General features: G+C 52.9%; 19 protein-coding genes and 1 pseudogene. 4 read left to right on the forward strand and 16 right to left on the reverse strand.

The genetic code is table 11. The features are described 5' to 3' along the window. The first annotated feature begins 229 nt into the window (after nt 1-229). The 3 genes from HRH59_RS09845 to HRH59_RS09855 all read left to right on the forward strand — a co-directional run bounded on the left by HRH59_RS09845 (nt 230) and on the right by HRH59_RS09855 (nt 2972). A complete protein-coding gene (locus tag HRH59_RS09845; RefSeq protein ID WP_173501098.1) occupies nt 230-1096 on the forward strand; it encodes an aminotransferase class IV in 867 nt (288 codons plus the stop codon). A gap of 137 nt (nt 1097-1233) precedes the next feature. Continuing rightward, complete coding sequence (locus HRH59_RS09850; protein WP_231702449.1) at nt 1234-1764, forward strand: DUF6795 domain-containing protein; 531 nt, start codon at nt 1234-1236, stop codon at nt 1762-1764. Nucleotides 1765-1799: 35 nt separating this feature from the next. Beyond that, complete coding sequence (locus HRH59_RS09855; RefSeq protein ID WP_173501099.1) at nt 1800-2972, forward strand: lipase family protein; 1173 nt, start codon at nt 1800-1802, stop codon at nt 2970-2972. A gap of 35 nt (nt 2973-3007) precedes the next feature. Here HRH59_RS09855 and HRH59_RS09860 read toward each other — a convergent pair whose 3' ends face one another. Both HRH59_RS09860 and HRH59_RS09865 read right to left on the reverse strand, forming a co-directional pair. Then, the gene (locus HRH59_RS09860; RefSeq protein ID WP_173501100.1) at nt 3008-3583 is read right to left on the reverse strand and encodes an FMN-binding negative transcriptional regulator; all 576 of its coding nucleotides are present in this window, start codon (nt 3581-3583) and stop codon (nt 3008-3010) included. 13 nt (nt 3584-3596) lie between these two features. Beyond that, nucleotides 3597-3995, reverse strand: coding sequence for a GNAT family N-acetyltransferase (locus tag HRH59_RS09865; protein WP_173501101.1), 399 nt, complete (start codon nt 3993-3995; stop codon nt 3597-3599). A gap of 96 nt (nt 3996-4091) precedes the next feature. Here HRH59_RS09865 and pdxR point away from each other — a divergent pair, with 96 nt between their 5' ends. Continuing rightward, entirely contained in the window at nt 4092-5528 is a 1437-nt protein-coding gene (gene pdxR / locus HRH59_RS09870) for a MocR-like pyridoxine biosynthesis transcription factor PdxR (protein ID WP_331460168.1), read from the forward strand. Here pdxR and HRH59_RS09875 read toward each other — a convergent pair. The 14 genes and pseudogenes from HRH59_RS09875 to HRH59_RS09940 all read right to left on the reverse strand — a co-directional run bounded on the left by HRH59_RS09875 (nt 5517) and on the right by HRH59_RS09940 (nt 23276). Continuing rightward, nucleotides 5517-6503: an isoaspartyl peptidase/L-asparaginase family protein gene (locus tag HRH59_RS09875; protein ID WP_173501103.1), complete on the reverse strand. Its 987-nt coding sequence runs from the start codon at nt 6501-6503 to the stop codon at nt 5517-5519. The two genes, pdxR and HRH59_RS09875, sit on opposite strands and share 12 nt — an antisense overlap. Then, nucleotides 6496-7254 (reverse strand): copper homeostasis protein CutC, encoded by a 759-nt coding sequence (locus HRH59_RS09880; protein WP_173501104.1) that lies wholly within the window; start codon nt 7252-7254, stop codon nt 6496-6498. The genes HRH59_RS09875 and HRH59_RS09880 overlap by 8 nt, the downstream gene beginning before the upstream one ends. Continuing rightward, complete coding sequence (locus HRH59_RS09885) at nt 7241-8146, reverse strand: BadF/BadG/BcrA/BcrD ATPase family protein (RefSeq protein ID WP_173501105.1); 906 nt, start codon at nt 8144-8146, stop codon at nt 7241-7243. The genes HRH59_RS09880 and HRH59_RS09885 overlap by 14 nt, the downstream gene beginning before the upstream one ends. 69 nt (nt 8147-8215) lie before the next feature. Then, a complete protein-coding gene (locus HRH59_RS09890) occupies nt 8216-10945 on the reverse strand; it encodes a discoidin domain-containing protein (RefSeq protein ID WP_173501106.1) in 2730 nt (909 codons plus the stop codon). A 28-nt stretch (nt 10946-10973) separates the two neighbouring features. Further along, nucleotides 10974-13937, reverse strand: a complete 2964-nt coding sequence (locus HRH59_RS09895) for a TonB-dependent receptor (RefSeq protein WP_173501107.1) — start codon at nt 13935-13937, stop codon at nt 10974-10976. A gap of 135 nt (nt 13938-14072) precedes the next feature. Continuing rightward, nucleotides 14073-14732, reverse strand: coding sequence for a gluconate 2-dehydrogenase subunit 3 family protein (locus HRH59_RS09900; protein WP_173501108.1), 660 nt, complete (start codon nt 14730-14732; stop codon nt 14073-14075). Nucleotide 14733: 1 nt separating this feature from the next. Beyond that, the gene (locus HRH59_RS09905) at nt 14734-16530 is read right to left on the reverse strand and encodes a GMC oxidoreductase (RefSeq protein WP_173501109.1); all 1797 of its coding nucleotides are present in this window, start codon (nt 16528-16530) and stop codon (nt 14734-14736) included. Between the two features lie 142 nt (nt 16531-16672). Then, a complete protein-coding gene (locus tag HRH59_RS09910; RefSeq protein ID WP_173501110.1) occupies nt 16673-17566 on the reverse strand; it encodes a sugar phosphate isomerase/epimerase family protein in 894 nt (297 codons plus the stop codon). Nucleotides 17567-17632: 66 nt separating this feature from the next. Continuing rightward, nucleotides 17633-17753, reverse strand: a pseudogene (locus HRH59_RS19580) (twin-arginine translocase TatA/TatE family subunit); the annotation flags it as partial. A gap of 12 nt (nt 17754-17765) precedes the next feature. Then, complete coding sequence (locus HRH59_RS09920; protein WP_173501112.1) at nt 17766-18512, reverse strand: 3-keto-disaccharide hydrolase; 747 nt, start codon at nt 18510-18512, stop codon at nt 17766-17768. A 165-nt stretch (nt 18513-18677) separates the two neighbouring features. Beyond that, nucleotides 18678-19691: a LacI family DNA-binding transcriptional regulator gene (locus tag HRH59_RS09925; RefSeq protein WP_173501113.1), complete on the reverse strand. Its 1014-nt coding sequence runs from the start codon at nt 19689-19691 to the stop codon at nt 18678-18680. Between the two features lie 63 nt (nt 19692-19754). After that, a complete protein-coding gene (locus HRH59_RS09930; RefSeq protein WP_173501114.1) occupies nt 19755-20816 on the reverse strand; it encodes a sugar phosphate isomerase/epimerase family protein in 1062 nt (353 codons plus the stop codon). Nucleotides 20817-20820: 4 nt separating this feature from the next. Continuing rightward, on the reverse strand, nt 20821-21987 hold the full coding sequence (locus tag HRH59_RS09935) for a Gfo/Idh/MocA family protein (RefSeq protein WP_173501115.1): 1167 nt from the start codon (nt 21985-21987) through the stop codon (nt 20821-20823). Between the two features lie 86 nt (nt 21988-22073). Then, complete coding sequence (locus HRH59_RS09940) at nt 22074-23276, reverse strand: MFS transporter (RefSeq protein WP_173501116.1); 1203 nt, start codon at nt 23274-23276, stop codon at nt 22074-22076. Between the last annotated feature and the right edge of the window lie 120 nt (nt 23277-23396).

The raw sequence follows: 23396 nt of genomic DNA on the forward strand, positions 1-23396 counted from the left end.
AAGTTCACCCTGGCGGGCCAGCGGAGCTGTTCAAATTCGTTCCTGACGAATTTGTCAGCATCCATGCCTTCAACGGTTGGTTTAGAGCATATCGATTCCGCTCAACATACATCTGAGTAGCTTTGATGAGAGAAGTGCTATGACAACAGTATATTTAAACGGCGCCTTTGTACCNAGCATATCGATTCCGCTCAACATACATCTGAGTAGCTTTGATGAGAGAAGTGCTATGACAACAGTATATTTAAACGGCGCCTTTGTACCGGCCAGCGAAGCTAAGATATCGCCGATGGACCGCGGCTTTTTATTCGGCGACGGCATTTATGAAGTGATCCCCAGCTACGGCGGTCACTTTGTTGGTTTTGGCCCGCATATTGAGCGGATGCACAGCGGCCTGGCCCAGCTGTCAATTGACCCCAAACTAAACCAGGCTGACTGGCAGCATATTGCTGATAAACTGCTGGCTGATAACCGTGCAGAGCTGGGCGACAACCTCGGCGTGTACTTTCAGGTAAGCCGTGGCACCGACACCAAACGCGGCCATGCTTTTCCGGCCAATATCAGCCCTACCGTATTCGGTTTTGCTTTTGCTATACCGCCTGAGCCGATAGCCGACAAAAGCAAAGCCACCAGCTATGCCGTAGTTACCGGTCAGGACTTACGCTGGCAGCGTTGCCATATTAAATCCACCTCGCTGCTTGGCAACGTGCTGCATTACCAGCAAAGCTACAGCCAGGGCGCCCAGGAAATACTGCTGTTTGATAAAGACAACAACTTAACCGAAGGCGCCGCAGTCAATGTGTTTGTGGTAAAAGACGGCGTTATCGCCACGCCGCCGCTAAGCCATAAGCTGCTACCCGGCATTACCCGGCAACTGCTGCTGGCCATTTTGGCCAAACACAGCAGCATCAAAGTAGAAGAGCGCGATATCAGCGAAGCCGAAGTGTTGGCCGCCGATGAAATTTGGCTTACCAGCTCCAGCAAAGAAATTGCTCCGGTGCTGTATGTTAATGACAAACCGGTTGGCAACGGCGAAGTTGGCGATGTCTGGCTGGCCGTGCAACAGCTGTTTAGTGCGCATAAGTTCGACTATTAACATTACTCACTCCCGGCGCTGTCACCAGCGGCAGCGCCAATTCCCTCCGCTTTTCCACCCTACATTCATAAATAATTAATTTACAAAATTGCATTATTTATATATCTTTTAGCAACGTCATTTCAGCTGAGCCGCAAATGCAATCATCTATGTTCAGGCGAAAGCCGTTGTTGCTACTGACAGCAGCACTGAGTTTTCTGGTATTTATTGTTTTCTCACAACAGGTTATGGCAGATATGTTTAGTTGGTTTAAAAAATACGATGTGCATTTATCACCCGCAGTACAGGGTACTATTACTCTGGATGGTAAGCCTGTTGCAGGTATTGAAGTATCACGCGAACTCACTTACGACGATGACTTTATTGATAAAACAACTACTGCTGCGGATGGTAGTTTTATGTTCTCAGCAAAAAGTATTCGCTCCGGCAAACCCGGTAGCCTGGCGGAGATGCGCACGCGCCAGGTGATCAGCGCACGTTACGACAATAAGCAGTACCTGTTGTGGTATTTAACAACCTCAAGCATTACGCCACAACAAGCCGTAGTGAAAAAGCTTTCTGCACTGCATTGTGACCTTAGTAATGAAGAACTTGAACACGTATTCCCAAATATAGAAAAACCTGACTTTCCACACAGCACATTTAGCATTTGTCGCTGGACTGACTAACCGCTTACTAGCGTATCCGAATAAGGAGATTAATTGTGTCTGCACTAACCCCTCGCGTGGCTGCCGAATTGGCAGATATCGTTTATCAGATCGAACGCCCATCTGCTTCTGGTATTTATCGCTTGAATATGGGCAATTATGAAGCCCGTAACTGCTTTAATTTTGATTTGTCGCAAGGCCCGGTTAAAGGTGTTTCCGGCGGTAGCTTATTTAGCCTGTTTAACAAAACAACCGGCTTTGCACTGGTGGGTAAAGGTATTAACCAGTTTGCTAAAGATTATGTTGTGACTATACGCGGTACTCATATTAATCGGGATTGGCTCACCAACGGCAACATTGGCGTTACCGGCGGCGACAATGGCACTATGGTGCATGCTGGTTTTAACAAGACATTTGGTTCAATGAAGATCGCACTGGAAAAGATCTTAGCACCACTGTTATCCGGCAATGCCGGCGCAACAGTGCATTGTGTCGGCCACAGCTTAGGAGGTGCATTGGCATCTCTCACCGCTGATTGGCTAAAAAATAAGTACAAGTGCAATGTAAATTTATATACGTTCGGCGCCCCCCGGGTAGGTATGTATGCTTTTTCGAAGAAGCATACCGGTACCTTAAATGCGATTTACCGCTGCACTCATGGCGCGGATCCTGTACCAATGATCCCATTGTGGCCTTTTATTCATGCACCCTATGAAGGCACTGAATACCGTTTGGACTCTGGTTCTGGCATCAGTGTTGAAGCGCACGGTATGGCTGAAAATAAATCACCGGGTTATCTGAATACTGCTAATACGCGTAGCTGGCAAGCGCTAAATCAGCGCTCTTCAGCTAATTTGGAGCAGATACGATTAAAGTATGAGAACCGGAATCAAGCATCATTTTCCTCCTACTGGGCGGATAAAATCAGTGGTGCATTAATTACCTTGCTCAAAGATGCCGGTTACTACACGGCTGTTATGGCACAAGCGGCTATTGGCACCGGGCTGACATTTTATGACATGCTTGCGCGATCACTGGAAAGTATTGCCAAAGCATCAGCAAAATTTGCAGAACAAGCAAAAGGCTTGTTAGGCCATATGCTGGCTTTTGCCAGACAAGCAGTAACTACCGTAACCGAATTGACCTTTAAGTTTATCCGCTGGGTATTTGAAAAAACCGTTGGTGCGCTGTATCGCAGTGCACGTGACGCTATTACCAGCGTGATGTAATAAAGATGCCCGGCTTTGCCGGGCTTTTTTCCCGCTTAATTCTGCATCATCTGCCACACTGTGGCGGGCTGTTCGGTTTGCTGCAAATAGTCGATTACCGCTTGCTGCTCTGCCGGCGCTTTATTTTGTGACAGCTTAAAGCGGCCGCTTACATTGCTCAGCCTTATCTCTATGCCCGCAATCGCCTTGACCAGCTGTTGCTGATAGATCTCAGATTGCAGCATAGCGGGTGCGCTGTGTGCCTCCTGTTTTCTCACCAGCGCCAAAGTTTGTTCGTTATCCAGCACACGAGCTATACCTTTAAGTTCAACCATGGCGAAGTTCCAGGTTGATACGGCCGGTTGCTTGCTGTAGCAGCTGGCGGCAACAAAAGCATGCGGCCCCTGAATAATAAGGCTCACCTCTGCCCCATCCAGTTGCTTAAGCTGCGGGTTATTGCGTGCCAGATGGCAGTACGCCTTATCGCCGCTGCTGTGCCAGGCAAATAAAAACGGCAGTGGTGTATAGCTTAAGCTGGCATTATTGCTTAGCAGCAGGCCAAAGTAATGCTGTTGTAAAAACCTCTGTAATTGCGCACGGTTTGTTGTGTGATAATACGGTGGTGGATACACTGCAGCCTCCTTATCAGCACTGACGCTGAATATGAAAAGCATTATCTATCGCGGTAAAACCCACTGCCGGATAATACTGCATAGCAGACGGAGCGCTGCGTAATAGCTGCTGCACCTGCGGTCCGGTAGCCTGTTGCACCGCGGTCAGCAGCGCCTTGCCAATGCCCTGTTGCTGGTAAGCTTTATCGACTAATAAATCACAGATATACACCACATAAGCTTTATCGTTTAAACAGCGCGCCAACCCGACTAGGTTGCCATCCAATCTGGCGCTGATCAGCAAATTGCTGCTGGCCAACATAATTGCCATGCGCGCACTGTCGTCCGTTGGCCGGTTAATGCCGGATGCGCGGTACAGCGCCAGCATTTCGTCCAGCTTAAAACTGCTTTCCTGTTGATACACTATCGTCATTGCCTGGCCTCCTGTTGTGTTGCCGTTAGCATAGCGGCTAAACTGGTATCATAAAAAGTACCGGTTTTAACAAATAAGGAGATCCAGTTGCGCTTAGTGACTGATGGCTTGCAACTTAGTGGCACAGGCAGTTTGCGCCAGCAGCTGTATTTGCTGTTACAACAGCAACTATTAACGGCGGTCTGGCCCAGCGGTGCTTTGTTACCATCCAGCCGGATGCTGGCCAGCGATTTAAACCTTAGCCGCAATACCGTCAATCAGGTACTGCAGCAGTTGGTCGCCGAAGGCTACATTGAAGGCCTGCCCGGCAAGGGTTACCGGGTAGCCGCCTTACCCGAGCAGCATTTTCAACCTGCAGCTGCCAGCGCCAGCCGCTTACCTGAGCTGGCTACGCAACAGTATGGCCTGGCCAATAAAACCGGGGCGGTAAATGGCTTATTGCAACCCGGCGTGTCTGCACTGCAGCAGTTTCCTTATGCGATTTGGCAGCGCATGTTGCAACGCCATTGTCAGCGGGCGGCGCTGGGCGGTTTTGCTGATCCACAGGGTTATTTGCCGCTACGCCAGGCGCTGGTGCAGTACCTGCGCCAGGCACGGCAGGTGGTGTGTGATGAGCAAAGCATTCTGATCACTGCCGGTGCCCAGCAGGCGCTGTTTATTGCAGCTAAGTTAGTCGCCCGCTGCGGTGAACAGGTACTGATGGAGAGTCCGGGCTACCCGCGCTTAAAACAGGCATTGCAGCTGTGCGAACTGCAAGTGCAGCATCTGGATGCCGGCGGTGCTGATGGCCTGGATATCAGCGCACTGCCCGACAACACAGCAGCAAAAGCGCTGTTTTTAACGCCGGGCCATCAATACCCGCTGGGCGGCATTATGCCACTGCCACAGCGAATGGCTGTACTGGACTGGGCACGGCAACAAGGGGTATGGCTGGTAGAAGATGACTATGACAGCGAGTTTCAATACCGTCACCGCCCGGTTGCCAGCTTACAGGGTTTGGCTGGCGGCGAGGGCGTATTATTTGCCGGCTCGTTCAGTAAAACGCTGTTTCCGGCGCTGCGCCTCGGTTATCTGGTGGCGCCGCGGCGGGTAATAGCGCAGGCGGCGGCCATACTACAGGCACTGCATGGCGATGTGGCGTTGTTGCCACAGGCGGCACTGGCCGATTTTATCACTGAGGGCCATTTTGGCCGGCATTTGCGTAAAATGCGCCGCCACTATCAGCAAAATAAGCAGTTTGCCGTAAAGCTGTTGCAAGAGGAACTGCCACAATGTCGTTTGCATGCCTTAGATGCCGGGCTGCATTTAGTGCTGGAATTTTCACATGCAGTGGATGAGGTGGCGCTGCAACAGCTATTGGCGCAGCAGCAGTTTAAAGTTCAGCCGCTAAGCCGTTATTTGTTTGCCGGTGAGCCACGTTATGGCCTGGTGCTGGGTATTGCCAACAGCAGCCAGCCGGAATTAGCTGCTGCGCTGCAACAGTTGGCAGTTTTATGCCGGCAGGCTCTGGCACAGGCGGCTTTACCGGCGTAGCAATGCTGCCGCAGCGTGCAGCTTGCTTTCGCCCTGATGCTGCACAGCAAAGTTAAACCCAGGTTGCAGGCAGTAGCTGCCATGCTCGCCTTGCTTATTAAGCGCAATAAAACCAATTTGGGTGTCGGCTATATTACCTTTGCGCAGTTGCAGTTTGTGATAAATACGCTGCACCGCCTGTTCGCACGCCTGTTGTGGGCTGTAGCCCTGCCGCATCAGCTCTACCACCAGAAAAGATCCCGTTACGCGGATCACTTCTTCGCCATGGCCGGTGGCGGTGGCCGCGCCCACTTCGTTATCGACATAAAGCCCCGCGCCGATAATCGGCGAATCACCGACCCGGCCGTGCAGTTTAAACGCCATGCCACTGGTGGTGCAGGCACCGGCTAAATTGCCGTGGCTGTCCAGCGCCAACATACCTATGGTGTCATGATTTTCGATATTAACGACTGGCCGGTAGTTAGCATCTTTTAACCACTGCCGCCATTCCTGCTGTGATTCTGCGGTGAGTAAGTTTTCGGCGACAAAGCCCTGCGCCAGCGCAAAATCGAGCGCGCCCTGGCCAACCAGCATTACATGCGGTGTCTGCTCCATTACCGCCCGCGCTACTGCCACCGGGTGTTTAATCTGCTGCAGCGCCGCCACCGCGCCGATATTGGCAAATTCATCCATAATGCAGGCGTCCAGCGTGACTTTGCCGTCACGATCCGGCCGGCCGCCATAGCCGACACTGCGCTCGGTCGGGTCGGCTTCAGTCAGCATTACGCCTTGCTGCACCGCATCGACGGCGCGCTTGCCTTGCTGCAGTAAATTAAACGCCACCTTATTCGCCTGTAAGCCAAAATCCCAGGTGCTGATCACCACAGGTTTACGTGCCGGCGCAGCCACAGCCGCACACCCCGGCAACAAGGCTGAAGCTGTTGCTCCGGCGCCAAGCATAGCGCTGAGTTTTAAAAAATACCGGCGCTTAAGCATGTGGCTCTCCTTGTTGCGGGTTTGACCCAGCCTGTTCAGTCAGGCAATGTTGTAGTTGCTCCAGCTTAGCGCTATCGACTTTACCTTCGGTAAGCACCGCCGAATGCACATGCCAGCACAGCTGCGTATTGCCGTGCAGTGTTTGTTGCAGCTGTGGCAAATTAGCCAGCGTAACCCCGCCGCCGGCCACCAGCACCAGGCGCCCGGCAATATACTGCTGTAGCGTCGCTAACTGGCGTACACCCTGCGTTATGCTTTGCTGTTGCTGCCAGGGTGTGCCGTTGCTGAGTAGCCGCTGTACGCCTAATGCCAACAGTTGCTCTACCGTTTCTGCCGGACTGGCGCAGGCGTCAAAAGCGCGGTGAAAAGTGCAAGTCAGGCCCAGTTGGCGGCACTGTCGCAGCAACTGAGTTAAAAATGGCAGATCCGGCTGCGCATCTGTTGTTAATGCACCTACCACTATGCCATCAGCGCCCATTTCTGCTGCTTGCAGTAACTGCACTTGTATTTGCTGCTGCTCTGTAACCGAATAGACAAAATTACCAGCTCTGGGCCTGAGCATAACCCGCAGCTGCGTATGCGAATTACAGGCCGCACGCGCCTGACGCAGAGCGTCCGCACTGACAGATAAGCCCTGCTGCGCCATTTGACTGCACAGCTCAATGCTGTCAATACCGGCGGCGCAAACCGTGCGGATATTCTGCGTCAGGTAACGGCTGTCGCTATCAAGACAAACTTCAATTTGCGCCATACGGCTTAGCCTCCTGCGCTGCAACGGCCAGATGGCGGCGGGCATAATAAATAGCCCCTACCGTTGCTGGGGCCAGCGGCGCACTAAAGCGGCTGCGCTGCACCGGCGGCAAATAAGTTAGCAAGCGCTGGCCGACGCCACCTAGCAGGCAACAACGACCTGGCGGTAGCTGCTGGTTAAGCGTTGTTATAAAATCGAATGCCTGTTGCAGCATATTTAGCGCAACGTTATCGCCGTTGTCTGCCGCCTGAAACACCAGCGGCGCCAGCTCAGCATAGTGCTGCGGTGTAGCTTGCAGCAGTTGCTCTGCTATTTGTGCCGCACCACCATTAAAATGTTGCTGCAGTAAGGCAGTCAGCTTGGTTTTTGGTGCCAGTTCATCCAGTGCCAGCAATACTGCCTGTACCGCCTGTAAACCCAAACCGGAACCACTGCACACCGCATTAATGGGAAAGCCGTAGCCACCAAGCAGCGTCTCGCCCTGCTCCGTCAGCCCGATCGCACTAAAGCCGGTACCAAGGATAATGACACTGCCTGGCTCGCCACTGTGAGCTCCGTAGCAGGCGGCGTGTAAATCGGTGGTAACGTGCCAGCTGGCAAAAGGGTGCTGCCACTGCAGCGCCTTAGCTTTTAAGCCAACCAGATGGGCACCGGCAAAACCGGCCCCCACATGCAAGCGCGTGTATGCACGGTTATCCAGCCCGGCCTGCAGCAAAGCGGCATTTAGCGCCTGCCAAACATTGGCTTCAACCTGTGCCCAGCCCAGTCCCAGGTTTGCGGCGCCGGCGTGGCCTTCGCCGAGCAGATTGCGGCTTTCATCTTCCAGCCGCACCCGGCAATGGCTGCCGCCGGCATCGATACCGGCAAACAGTGCAGAGCTTAGAGTTAACATCGATCAGATTACCTTTATGATAAAGGCGCAGACTTAGCTGCGCCTTTTATATAACAACAATGTTTTAGCTTATAGCACCGGCCCAATCAGCTCAAATTCTGCCACCTGCATTAAATTGGTATCACCTTTGTTTTTTGTGATCTCAATGCGGTAGTGGCTGAAGCTGCGGCCATTTAACAGGCTGAAGCTGCGCCGCTCAGCACGGGCGGCAAAACTTTCACCTGCCCAGCCTCCCAATAGCTGCCAGCTTTCACCATCGTTTGAACCCAGCAGACGGAAGTTCTCCGGATCGCGCTCCGGCGCATCGTTTGCACTGGTCATAGCAAAGGTATTCACGATCACCGGTTCTGGCAGGCTGATTTCCAACCAGGATGGCACTTCAACCGACGGTACACCGCCGTTATCCAGCCATTTGCTTGCCGGGTCATTATCAAACGCCATAGTGCCCGCTTCGCCATCACTGATAGCCGCACGCTCAGTAACCTGTGCTGCACCATTATCACTGTGATCCTGCGCCTGTACCTGCGGGCCTATCAGCTCAATTTCTGCTACCTGCATTAAGGCGCTATCACCTTTGTTTTTAGTGATATTCAGCCGGTAATGGCTGTAACCCAATGCATTGGCGACCGCAAAGCTTTGCCGCCCGGCGCGCTCGCTAAAACTTATACCGGCCCATTGGCCCAGCGTTAGCCAGGATTCGCCATCATTCGAGGCTAACAGGCTGAAATTCTCCGGATCGCGATCCGGTGCATCATTAGCACTAACCAGCGCCAGCATATTCACCGCTTGCGGCTCTGCCAGAACAACACTGACCCAGGCCGGGGCCTCAACAGTTGGCACTGCTGTGTTATCCAGCCACTTAGTCTGGCTGTCACCATCAAAGGCATAGTCGGCCGCTTCGGCTTCACTGATGGCACCGCTGGAGGTTACCGCAGTAGCGGTTAAAGCATGATTAAGCGCTGGCATTGCCGGCCCGACAAGCTCAATTTCAGCAATTTGCATTAAGCTGCTATCACCTTTGTTCTTTGTGATATTCAGCCGGTAGTAGTTATACGCCAGGCTATTACTGGTGCTGAACAAACGGCGTTGGCCGCGACTATCAAAACTCTCACCGGCCCACTCGCCTAATGTCAGCCAACTGACGCCATCGTTAGAGGCCTGCAGGTTAAAGTTTTCCGGGTCACGCTCGGGCGCATCATTAGCGCTGCTGATAGCAATGTTGCTAACCGCTTTTGCTTCGCTAAACTGCACCTGTACCCAGGAAGGTTGCTCAGCCGTTGGCACCGCAGTATTATCCAGCCATTTTGTGTTTAGCAAGCCATCAAATGCCATATCGGCGCTTTCTGCATCGCCAATGGCGCCACTGGCACTGATACTGCCGCCTTGCTGAATTTGGTCGGGATACACCGGGCCAAACAACTGTACTTCGGCCAGTTGCATTAAGTTAGTATCGCCTTTATTTTTAGTGATGTTGAGCCGGTAATAGCTGTACGGCAGGCTGTTGCTAAAAGCAAAATCCTGCGCGGTTAAGCGCTGCTCAAAGCTGATACCAGCCCACTGCCCCAACGTAAACCAGCTTTCACCATCGTTAGAGGCTTGCAGGTTAAAGTTTTCCGGATCGCGATCCGGTGCATCGTTAGCGCTGGTGATAGATAACACACTGATAGCTTGCGGCTGGGCATACCGCAGCGTTAGCCAAGCCGGCGCATCTGCAGTTGGCACCGCAGTATTATCCAGCCATTTAGTATCGGCACTGCCATCAAAGGCCTGGTCACCACTTTCGCCATCGCTGATAGCACCGCGGAAACTGATTTGCGCACCGGTTAAGTAAGCCGCAGTGGTGTATTCACGGATCGGCCCGCTGCTGTTTTTAGCCACTACCAGCGGCAGTTCAACATCAATAATGCTGTCCGGGGTTAAACCCAACTCTGCCAGCACCGGATGGCCCTGCAATGCATCAAGCAACTGTTGGCGCAGTGCTGTGGCTGCTGCCTCATCACCTTCTGCGGCCAGCGCAACCTGTGCTGCTGCGGCGGCGAACGTATCGGCCAGGGTTGCCCCAGCACCAATGTAGGCAAAGGCAGCATTAACAAAGGACAACCGAATTAACTGGTTGCTGCTTTGGGCGAAGTTCTCCGCGTTGTCGGCGCTGAGCAGTGGTTGCTGCATCAGGTTTATTGCCGGCATGTCTACGCCAAGAATGCGTAGCAGCTGCGCGGAATACTCCAGTTGCGCCGGCTCCAGCGTAGCCAGTGCCGACACATTACGCCCTCCGGTAATGGCGGCCTCCAGCAACTGGCTGGCAAAAGTGGTTAGGGCATTAACCTGCACCGTGGCATCTGCGGTGCCATCGGCAGTTGCACCAAGCGGCGTTTTTAACCAAAACAGGTTGCTTAGGGTTACCTCTCCCAGCGCGTCTGCGCCGACTGCAGCACCTAAGGCTGCTTCGCCGCACAGGTTAAGATCACACAGCATGCTGCTACCGGCGGTAGTGGTAACCACCAGCTTGTGCACTGCGCTAAAAGCATAGCCAGGTGCTGATGTCAGGGTGGTAGCGGCCATACCGCTGCTGTCAGTTTGCGTAGCAGTGCTGGTTACCGCTGTGCCGTTTAGGGCGCTCACACTAACAGCGGCGCCGGTTAAAATACCTTTTACTGCACTGGCGCTTAGATCAGCTGAGGTTGATACCGGTGTAGGTGCATTATTCACATCCGGCGTTTCACCACTGTCGCAGCCGGTTAGCACCGCTAATGCCGCTGCCATGGCACACAGCAGCTGACGTTGTTGTATTGTTTTCATTATATGTTCTGCCTCTTGTCTGCCTGGTTCAGAAATTAAACGTAATACCCGCGTAGTAACGCCGGCCAGAGTAGCTATTGCTTAAAAAGCGCGCATCGGTGTCATTACCTAACCTGGAGGTTGACTCAGATTTAGTCAGGTTGATTACCGAAGCACTTAGTAGCCAGCGCTCGGTCAGGGCGTAGGAGGCATTTACATCGACCTGATCGTACGGGTCCTGGTACACGTTTAAACCACTGTTAATACCCAGCACGGTTTCGCCACGCTTGTTGTAAGAGGCTCGGATGCTGTAATCGTCCGTTTCGTAAAACGCCGACAGGTTGTATTGGTACTTAGCGCTACCTACCAGCGGCGATTCGCCAAATTTTTCGCCATCGACATTCACATCAGCCTGGTTGGTTTTGTTGTAGGTATAGTTGGCATTCAGGCCAAATCCGTTGGCAAAAGCGTGCTGAATAAACAGCTCCACGCCCTGCGACTTGGCATTAGAGCCATTACCTACAGTGCTGTACGGGCTAACAGTGATTTGGCCCGGCTCAACCACACCCGGCTCGCCGGCAAAATCGCGCACCGAATCAATGATCAGCGGCACAACAAAGTTGTCAACGTCTTTATAAAACAGCGCCATACCCACTGCTGAGCCGGTGCCGTAGTAGTACTCGATGGACACATCGGCCTGCATCGATTCAAACGGTTTCAGGTTTTTATTACCACCACTGCCGCTAAAACCCGGTTGAGTGTTAAAAGCGGCGCGGTCATCTGCCCATTCATCTGAAACAAAGCTTATACGCTCCTGGCTACCCAAATCACCGTAGCCCGGCGGCGACATCACTTTGGCCAGCGCACTACGTACCACCAGGTTATCACCAGCGTCCCACACCAGGTTCAGGCTGGGCAATACATAGGTTTCCTCGCTGGTTTGCGATATCAGCTGCCAATTTTCGACAAAACGGGCGTCACCGGTAACAGGTAAACCGGTTACATCGTCGGTATGATCAAGAAAGTAGGTATACAAATCAGTCGATTCGCCGGTGGTTTTGGTTTTTACTACCCGCACACCGGTGTTACCGCGAAAATCACCAAAGCTGAAATCGCCCTGCAGGTAAAATGCTTTACCTTGCTCACGGATGTTATAGACAAAATTATCTTCGATCCGGGTATAAGGCTTGTAGTTGCTTAAAATAATGTCGCGATACTTGTCCCAGTCAATAACCGGCATCAGGTTAATATCAAAGCCACCGGCAATATTACCTTCACCTTGCTGTTTTAATACGTCTTTTGCCAGTGGCATACCACCATTCCACTGATAGCTGTCAAACTGGTCAATCCCCCGGCCACTGGCCAGCGCACCTTCAATGTCAAAATCCGGCGCCAGGAAAAAGTTATTGCCGGTTTCGCGGTGTAACTTGGCATCACGGAATTTCAGGCCGGTACGAACCAGGGTAAAAATCCCCCAATCAACATCAAAATCAAGATCAAACTGATAGTAGCGCTCTTCTAACGTGCTGCGTACAAAGCTGGAGTTAGACGAGCCGGGATCCCGACCTCCGCCGACACCACTTAACAAGTTGGTTAGCGTGCTTGGATCCATATACATCGACATACGATCGCCCAGCGCCCAGCCGGCATATTGAGCAGCATTCTCAATAAAGGGTTGGTTTTCGCCCCAGTTTGAACTCTTATACGCCACATCCCAGCTTTCTGTAGGCCCGCCTTTAGCCTCTGTGTTACCGGCAACCAGTTTCAGCCGGTAAGTGTCACCCTCGTAGCTGAGGTTAAAATCGAAAGTATCAGAGGTAGATTCTTCTCTGACATAGCTGCCATTCATCCACGGAAACTGCAAGTCGTTTTCAGCACCACCGGCGCCGACGGTATAGTCCATGCCGGTAATAACGGTACCGGAATCATCCAGCGTTACGCCGGTAAGAAAATTAGGGTTTAATGACCACTCCGGCATCGACACCCCTGAGCGGGTTCTGTCCTGACCCAGGGTAAAGCCAAAATAGTTAAACCCCAGTTCCAGCCGGTCAGTTGGCCGCCATTGTCCGGTTAACTGCAAGCCCTCACGCTCGCGCTCTTCTTTGGTAATGCCAACCCGCGCCACCTGCGGAAACCAGACACCGTTATAAACATTGCCCTGTGCATCCGTCAGCTCTGCCCAGTTGTTATTGTTATCTACCGGGTTGCCGTTAACATCTACAGCGGTATCCGCTACGCCACTCCAGCGCCAGATACTTGAATCTGTGCCGCCAGACAGCACGCGGCTGGTACGGTTTTGCCGGGTATAGCCAACCAGCAGACCAACACTCTCAGCCTCGTTTTTCCACGAATACACCCCGGTAAACTGCGGCTCGTATTTGTCGGTAACATCGGCGTAGGTAGATTCGATATTTAATACGCCGGAATTAGCTTCCATATCAAACGGTTTGCGCGTGTGCAGCAGTACGGTACCACCAACACCACCCGCATCTAACCGGGCTTCAGGTGATTTAAATACCTCTACCTTCTGGATCATGGCCGAGGGCAGCAGGGTGTAATCAAACGAACGCGATGGTTCGCCCGGCGACGATGCAATAAAGTTACCGTTTAATTGAGTAAACGTCAGATCAGACGACAAACCACGGATACTCACCGTTGATCCCTCGCCGCCATCGCGCTGGATCACCACGCCCGGCACGCGCTGCAGCGAGTCAGCGATGTTTTTATCCGGAAACTTACCGATATCTTCTGCGGTAATAGCATCCACCACTGCGCTGGACAGCCGCTTAATAGCCATATTTTCGGCCATGCTGGCGCGAATGCCGCGCACCTGCACCACTTCAATTTCTACTTCTTCTTTGTTGTCTGTTGCCGGCTCAGCTTGTTGCGCCAATGCAGTATTAGCCGCTGATAATAACAAGCTCAGGCTGACTGCCTGCGCCAGCCGGTGTTTTCGCAGCCGCGCAGGCTGCGTGGTGTTCCCCGTTTTACTGTAGCTATTGTTATAGGACATAGTGTGTTGCTCTCATTTTTTTAGTTTTAGCTATTGTTCTGAGCAATGAGTTTCTCTTACCGCCTAAACGCAGTCAGAACCCTGTTGTTATCACTTGTGTCAGATTGAGGTGCCCTCTAGCGCGAGGGCCCTGGTTTAACTTTTCAGTTTCAGCTTGCGCAGTACCTCGTCAGAGGGGCCATCAAAACTGGCTGTTGGTTTGTTGCCGATATAGCCAATGTCTGCCATGCCGGGGTCAGTGGTGTAAAACGCTGTAGCAGTTAAGTCCCGCACTTTGGCAAAGAAACGCGCACCGTGTTTCAGGTTGTCCGCCGCTTTGGGCTCATAACAGATATCGTCACAAATTTGCTGCTGTTGGTCGGCATTCAGCTCGGCAAAGGCTTTGCCGAAGCGTTTTTTTGCTTCACCGTTTAACCAAACCAAACCACCGCGCACCAGGATTAAATCAGCCTTTTGCTGCGGATAAGGCGCGCTGACCCATTCATTAATAAAGTGTTGTGCCCCCAAGCTGGCGGCAGAAGGCGACTGCGCATCTTCCGGAATAATGATGTCAGCCAGCACCGCCAAATCATCCAGCTCAGCCTGAGTCAGTGTCATAGACCACGGCACTATCGGTTTAAGCATATCCGGATCGGTGGGCCGGTAAATCAGTTCAGCGCCTTTGGTTTTCGCCGTTACCGCCGCCGCGTGGCCGGCCATGCTAATTACCGGTATCGCCACGGCAGCCGTTGCCAGCAGCTTTAGCGCATCACGGCGTTTTAAATTGGTGTTATGGTCTTGGTTGTCGTGTGCCATATTAAATATTCCTTTGCTTGAACTGCTCAACAATGTAATCACTGGTGCGCCAGGCAAGCGCCAGAATAGTCAGGGTTGGGTTTTTATCGGCGTTCGACGCAAAAGGCGCGCCGTCGGCGACAAACAAGTTAGGTACATCCCACGCCTGACAATGCTGATTCAGCACGGATTTTTTGCGGTCAGCCCCCATAATGGTGCCGCCCACTTCATGGATAATAGAACCGCCACTGGCGATAGCCTTACGGCCATCGGTTTCAATGCTGCTGGTTACCTTGCCGCCCATGCCGGTAATAATATCGGCAAAGGTTTTATGCATATGCGCGGCCTGATTTATCTCATGCTCTGACCACTGCCAGTGAAACTTCAGCACCGGTATGCCCCATTGATCTACCACCGTCGGATCCAGTTCGGCATAGCTGTTTTCATTCGGGATCATTTCACCGCGGCCGGCAAAATGGACAAAGGTACCGTAGTAGCGTCGGCACGCTTGCTTAAAGTCAGCACCGTAAGCGCCTTCGGTAAAGCTCTGCAAACCGCCAAAGGCACCGGCCCCCGGCATCCCGCGACCACCGCTCATTTCAATATGGTAACCGCGGGCGAAATTCAGCTTGCCGGCCTTTTGCTGCTTGTACAGCCACCAGGGCTGGTACAAATGCATACCGGATGCGCCGTCTTCATTCATCGGCGGCAGGCCTTCCAGCGCCGGAATTTGGCCGCTGACACCAGCGCCGACAGTGTCCATAAGGTATTTACCGACCAAACCTGAGCTGTTAGCAATGCCGTCCGGAAACAACGGGCTGCGTGAATTGAGGAAAATTCGCGCTGTTTCAGCGGCACTGGCCGCCACCACGACTGCGCGGCCTTTAACTTTCACTTCCTGGCGGCTGTTTTTATCGATGTAGATCACGCCATCGGCTTTACCGGCTTTGTTCAGCGTAACTTCGCGCACCATAGCATCGGTAATAATGGTCAGGTTGCCGGTAGCAAGCGCCGGCGGGATCAGCACCGTGGTTGACTGGAAATTGGCTTTAATAGAGCAACCACGGCCACACGGTGTGGCCCAAAAGCAGGCCGCACGGGATTGCATAGAGTCTGCCACCACTTTTTGCCCCAAAGCACTGTGTGGAAACAGTTTCGCCGGTAACCGGGTATGGTCCTGGCGCTGGCTTAAAATGGCCAAATGCGCCGGGATCACCGGGATTTTCAACTCATCACAGGATTTCTTTGCCAATAGCTCGTAAGCACGCGGCTTTGGTGCCGGTTGTAAAATGCCTTCCGGCGAGTCTGGGGTGTTTTCTAACCCGTGGCCGGTTTCACCGTACACACCTATCAGCATTTCGGTTTTATCGTAGTAAGGCGCTAAATCGGCATAGCTTATCGGCCAGTCAAGCCCCAGCCCATCGCGACTATAGGGTTTAAAGTCGTACTCGCCGTTACGCAGTGAAATACGCCCCCAATGGTTGGTACGGCCGCCCAACATACGGGCCCGCCACCAGTCAAAGCGTTGCTGTGGCTCGTGGCTGGCCTGAGTATAGGGTTCACCCGGTACCTGCCAGCCACCGTCGATGGTGGCATCATAAAAGCCAAAGGGTTTGTCCGGTGTACTGGCACCGCGCAGTGGTGCATCTTTTGGCAGGTTAAACATCGGCGTTTCGGTTACCGGGTCATAATGCCGCCCTGCTTCGAGCATCAACACCTTTAAGCCGGCAATACTGAGTATCAGCGCCGACATACCACCGCCGGCACCGGAGCCGACCACTATTACATCATATTCCTGTTGTCCGGATGGTCCTGACATCTTGCACTCTCCTCGTCTGCACACTTTGTACCAGTGCGCCTTGTTATAATATTGTTTGCCGCTATGGCATTAGTCGTGTTCTAACCGCAATTTGTAACCGGTTACACTGCAACCGCAAAAATACCGGACCTCAGGCTTAGCCTTAACGTCCGGCGTGGCTGGCGACGGCCAGCAGTAAATCTCTGGTAGCACGGATGCCGGCGTCTTCGTCAGCATTTGGGCCTTCGTATTCAATGCCGATATAGCCCTGATAGCCGGCGTTTTGGATCAGTTGCCACATGCGTTGATAATCGATACTGCGCTCGGCGCCGCTGTCATCAAAAGCATAACTTTTGGCACTGACCCCTTTGGCATAAGGCAGCAGCAATTGCATGCCCTGATATTTATCACCACTAAAGTTACCAAAATCGGGCAGGCTGCCAACATTACCGGCCTGCTGCAGTACTGTAGCCAACCAGTTGGCATCCATTGAGTGGCCCATGTGATTTTCGACGATAATGTTGATACCAAAGGGCGCAGCAAAAGCTGCCAATTGTTGCAGGCCGGACACTGCTGCTTGTTGCATCTGCAGAGCATCGGTTTTGGCATGGTCTGCGATACTGACGCGGATAGCATGGCAGCCTAAAAAGGCAGCGGCTTCAACCCATTTATAGTGATTTTCCACCGCCTGCAGGCGTTGCTTTGCATCCACTGCGGCCAGATCGCCTTCAGCGTCAACCATGATCAATAAGCTGCGGACACCGCTGTCATCGGCGCGCTGTTTTAACTGACGTAAAAACAGCTGGTCTTGCGCTTTGTCGGCAAAAAACTGATTCACGTATTCGACTGCGTCGAGCTGAAAATCACGCTGGGTTTTCACAGCAAAATCCAGCACTTTAAGCTGACCGGAACGCAGCTGGCGATGCAAGGACCACTGCGCCAGCGAAATTTTCGGTTGTACCGGGCCGGCGGCAAACAACGACCAGCTTAGCGGTAACTGACTGGCCAGCCCGGCAACGGCAGCAGCGGAAAGAAACCGACGGCGGTTAAGGCTCATGGCGTTGCTCCTGCACTGTTGTTGGCTGCGATTGTTGTTCCGGTTCTGCCGTTAAACCACGGCGTAAACCGGACACAGCGGCACCTAAATCGGCGCCCAGATGGCGCAGTTTTTTACTGCCAAACACTAACAATATAATCAGCAGTACTATCGTCAGCTGCCAGATCCCAATACCACTGAATCCCATAACATGCTCCTGTTATAACGCACGGATACGGATCTGACGAAAGGCTACCTTATCACCATGGTCTTGCAGCGCAATATGGCCGCGCTCGGTTTTGGCAAAGGCGTCCATGCTGGCAAACTTGCTGTTGGCAGTGCGCTGTTGCCAGTCGGCTGAACCCAGCTCAAACTGCAGTACCAGCTTGCCGTTGAGCCAGTGCTCTACTTGCGGGTGGCGCACTACTATGCGGGTCGTATTCCAGCTACCTGCTGGCAAATGGGCATCAACTTGCGGCGCGTAAATATCAAATAATGAGGCGCTGAAGTGAATAGGTTTATCGTGGCCCGGGTAGTTGTCATCGTCTAACAGCTGATATTCCAGACCACTGGACCAAACTGCGCCGTCGGCACCGGCAACCTTATAGAAGATACCACTGTTGCCGGACGCGGCAATTTGCCATTCCAGTTCCAGTTCAAAATTGGTAAAGCTTTGTTTGCTGACGATATCACCACCACCGCCGCTGGTAAGTACCAGGGCATTGTCGATAATTTGCCACTGTTCGCCCGGTGCTTTACCGCCGTTGCCGGTCCAGGCGTCGACAGATTCACCATTAAACAGCCACTGCCAGTTATCAGATGATGCTGCAGTAGTTTCAGTGGTAGCAGCAACATTCGCTGCGACTTCGGTGGTGGTTGCTGCAGGTTTACAGCCGGTAATAGTGGCTAACAGCAGCATGGCTGCCGCGGCTGTACGGAAATACGTACCCGAGTTAACTCTGTTCACACTTACTCTCCCCTTGTTGATGCCGGCACTGTTGCCGGCTGGTACCGCTTGTTATATTTATTGCGCTATCTTGAGCGTATTGGCGCAATTCTTTGATCACTGCCAATGAAACCGGTTACATCACTAAACTTAAATCCCGCTCAGAATTTTGTCAAGCCGGATTGGTTATTTTTTGTCTGTTATTGCCGCGGTGCTGTCGCGCACCACCAGCCGGTATGGCAGCATCATATGTTGTTGTGCCAAAGGCGTGCCTTGCATCAGCTGGTACAGCGCACGCATAGCCTGACGTCCCAGCTGCTCTGCCGGTTGATCAATCGTTGTCAGGCCGGGTTCGGTAAAGCCGGCGTATTCAATATTATCAAAACCGGCGATAGCAATATCTTGCGGAATACGTAAGCCGTGCTTACGAATACAGCTCATGGCACCGATGGCCATTTCGTCATTCATACAAAAAATGGCCTGCGGCCGCTCTGGCTGCTGCAATAGCTGCGCCGCCGCATCATGACCGGATTGCATACTGAAATCACCTGCAACCACCGCGGCGGGGTTTAACGTTAAACCGGCACCGAGCAGCGCATCTTGGGTGCCGGCCAGCCGGTCGCGTACTATCGGGCTGCGGGCCGGGCCGGTAATCACAGCCAGCCGCTTCAGGTTTAAATCAAGCAGATGTTGCGTCAACGCCCGCGCAGCGCCCCTGTTATCCAGTTCCACTACCGGATAACCGGCAGGCTCAGTGATGCGTTCACAAGCATTTACAAAGGGCACTGTGCTGGCCAGTTGACTGTCTTCATCTGAAAACGGGTAGCGGCTGTCGAGCTGAATTAAACCATCAGCCTGACTGGTTAAGCCCATGCGGGCGTATTCTTGCTCACGGCTGACACTGCCCTGGGTATCGCCCAGCAGCACGGCATAGCCGCAGGCCTGGGCTTCCTGCTCGATACCGCGAATAACGCGGGAAAAAAACGGGTTAGCCACGTTAGGCACCAGTACCACCACGGCATAGGCCTTGCCCGAGCTGAAATTACGCGCTAACTGGTTTGGCCGGTAGCCGGCAGTTTGTACCGCCTGCATTACCCGCAGTCGCGTATCAGGCGATACCAGCTGAGGATTTTTCAGCGTGCGCGACACGGTCGCTGTAGACACGCCGGCGAGTTTGGAAACAATCCTGATGGTGGTCATGTTACTGTCGTCTTATCCTGTGTTAGTGGTACCTTAATCTGCACTGAGATAAATTGCCAGATCTCAGTCGCTTAAACCAAGAATGCGCCGGTTACGACCGGCATCGCTGCTGCCACCGGCAAAGTCGTCAAAAGGCCGCTCTGCTACGCAGATTAAATGCTTGCTGATAAAAGGCGCACCTTCTGCCGCCCCTTGCTGCGGATGTTTTAAACAACATTCCCACTCCAACACAGCCCAGCCGCTGTAGCCGTACTGCGTGAGCTTACTGAAAATAGCCGTAAAATCGATCTGGCCATCGCCCAAGGAGCGAAACCGGCCCGGCCGCTCCAGCCAACTGCTGTAACCACCATAAACTCCGGCTTTACCCGACGGCCGGAACTCAGCATCTTTAACATGAAAAGCACGGATACGTTGATGATAAAAATCAATAAACTGCAGGTAATCCATCTGCTGCAGCAAAAAGTGGCTCGGGTCATACAAAATGCAGGCGCGCGGATGCTGGTTGGCAGCGTTAAGAAAACGCTCAAACGACAAACCATCGTGTAAATCTTCACCCGGATGCAGCTCAAAGCAAACATCAATGCCCACCGCATCAAAAGCATCCAGCACCGGCAGCCAACGCCGCGCCAGTTCAGCAAAGCCCTGCTCTACCAGCCCGGCCGGACGCTGCGGCCAGGGATATACCGTATGCCACAGCAAAGCGCCGGAGAAGGTAACATGGCTGTTCAGGCCCAGCCGCTTTGATGCCTGAGCCGCCAGTAATAACTGCTCTGTCGCCCACTGCTGTTTCTGTGCTTCAGTTTGCAGCTCAGCCGGGGCAAAGCCCTGATACAGCTCATTATAAGCCGGATGCACCGCCATTAACTGGCCCTGCAAATGGGTAGATAACTCGGTGATTTGTAACTGATAGCGCTGACATAATGCCAGCAACTGGTCGCAGTATTGCTGGCTCTGCGCCGCCTGCTGCAGATCGAAAATGCGTTTATCCCAGGTCGGCAGTTGCACGCCTTTATAGCCCAGCTCTGCCGCCCAGCGTAATAAAGCCTCCACCGAACATGCCTCAGTAGCAGGTGGCAGGTACTGCGCCAGAAATATAGCCGGCCCGTTAATTTTGCTTGTCAGCATCGGTTTATTGTCCTGTAAAAGTGTGTTGCTCTGCTATCGCTACCCAGGCCGCATTTTGCTTGCTGCTTTCTACAGCCGCCTGCAAAAAGGCCATGCCACGCACCGCCTCTGTAATGCCTGCGGCCAGGCTGCCGGCACCGGGTTGGCGTAACGCCAGCGCAAAGTCACGATAAATATTAGCGAAAGCTTCCAGATAACCCTCGGGGTGTCCCGCCGGAGTGCGGCACCAGGTCCGTACCTGTTCAGCCAGATAGGCATTGTCGCTGCCGGCCTGCCAGATTTGCTGCGGCTGGTCGCGTAATTGCAGTGACAGCTGATTCGGCTGCTCCTGTTGCCAACTGAGTGAGCCCAGCTCGCCATAAACACTAATTTGTAAGGCATTTCCCATGCCGGCACAGACCTGGCTGGCCAGCAGCGTACCGCGCGCACCGTTATTAAAACGTAGCAAGGCGCTGCCATCATCATCCAACAGCCGGCCTTCTACCACCGTCGCCAAATCCGCACACAACTCAGTTACCTGTAAATCACTGATAAACTCCGCCAGTTGAAACGCATGGCTGCCAATATCAGCAAAACAGCCACTACTGCCGGCGCGGGCGGGGTCGAGCCGCCACTGTGCCTGAGCACTGCCATCGCTGTCGGCTTTATCCGCCAGCCAGCCCTGCGGATAGCTGACCGCAACCCGACGCACCGTACCTAACCTGCCCTGTTGCACCAATAATCTTGCCTGTTGCACCATAGGGTAAGCCGCATAAGTATGAGTTAAGCCATAACGCAAACCGCTTTGCTGCACCAATGCCTGTAATTGCTGTGCTTCGGCCAGCGATAAGGTAGCAGGCTTGTCTGACAACACATGAAAGCCGGCCTGCAATGCCGCTTTAGCCACCGGGAAATGCAGATGATTTGGTGTAACAATAGCGACAAACTCTATGCGCTGCTGTGGCGGTAGCTGTGCTTCTGCAGCAAACAGCTGTTGATAAGAATCGTAGCAACGCGCGGCACTGATGCCCAACTGTGCCGCCATCGCTTTGCTACGCTCAACCTTACTGCTGAAGCAGCCGGCGACCAGCTCAATCTGATTATCCAACCTGGCGGCTATGCGATGGATGGCGCCGATAAAGGCCCCTTCACCACCGCCTACCATTGCCATTCTGACTTTTGTTTGTGCCATCAGCACCTCTTAACCCTACTTGTGGCTGTAACCGGTTACAACACCGAAAAAAAATATAGCTCTGTCTTACTGTAGCTGCGCTGCTGTTAAACCTGCACCCGGCGCTGCTTTGGAAAGCTTAATACAAATACCACTAAGACCAGCGCCGCTATTCCAGCCGGAATCAACCAGATTTGCCACCATTGATAAGCGCTGTCGCTGTGATGCACATCGGTGATATAACCGGCCAGCCGGAATCCCAGCAACATACCTACGCCATAAGTCGCCAGGGTGATCAGGCCCTGGGCTGCGGCTTTTATTTCACGGCCGGCTTTTTGTTCGGTGTAAATCTGACCGCTGACAAAGAAAAAATCATAACAAATACCGTGCAGCAAAATACCAAAAAACAGCATCCACAACTGTTCGCCGCTGTTGCCGTAAGCAAACAATACATAGCGTAGCACCCAGGCCAGCATACCCACTAACAAGGTAGCTTTAATGCCGTAGCGACGCAGAAACAATGGCAACAGCAGCATAAAGGCAATTTCAGACATCTGCCCCAGCGACATTTTTGCTGCGGCGCCGCTGATGCCCAAATCATTCAGGTACAGGTTGGCGTTCTGATAATAAAATGCCAACGGAATACAAATAAGCACCGAGGCCAGAAAAAACACCAGATAAGCCCGATCTTTCAGCAACGCCAGTGCATCCAGGCCTAATAGTTGCCGCAAAGTTGGCCGCGGCTGTGACGCCTGCGGCGGAGTGTCCGGCAGCGCCAGGCTAAATACACCCAGAGCAAAAGACGCAGCAGCAGCCAGTACAAAGGTAAACTGTAACTGCTGGCTGCCTTCCCAACCAAACCAGCCAATTAACAAGCCAGCCGTGATCCAGCCAACGGTACCTAACACGCGGATATGGGCAAATTGCGCGGTTTTTTCTGCCAACTGACGAAAACTAATCGCATTAACCAGCGCCAGCGTCGGCATATACACCACCATATACAACAAAATATACGGGTAAAAACTGCTGAAGGCGCCGCTGTAAGCTGCGCTGAATAACAAGGCTGCACCCGCCAAATGCAACAACGCCAGAATTTTCTGCGCAGCAAAGTAGCGGTCGGCAATCAGGCCGATAATAAAGGGCGCAATAATGGCACCGATAGACTGCGTTTCATACGCCATGCCCATTTGGGCACCGGAGGCGGAAAAACGCTGCGACAGATAGGTGCCCATAGTGACAAACCAGGCACCCCAGATAAAAAACTGCAGAAACATCATTAGCGACAGCTTAAGCCGGATACTGATAAGCATGGCGGTGTTTTTCCTGTTGATTTTATTGTCATTAGTGGCAGCTAACTCTGATGGTTAGCATACTTTTTATCCACAACAGAAATAACTGTAACCGGTTACACCGGAAATTACAAGCCGACG

The organism is Rheinheimera lutimaris (assembly GCF_013283795.1).
Classification (GTDB): Bacteria; Pseudomonadota; Gammaproteobacteria; order Enterobacterales; family Alteromonadaceae; genus Alishewanella; species Alishewanella lutimaris.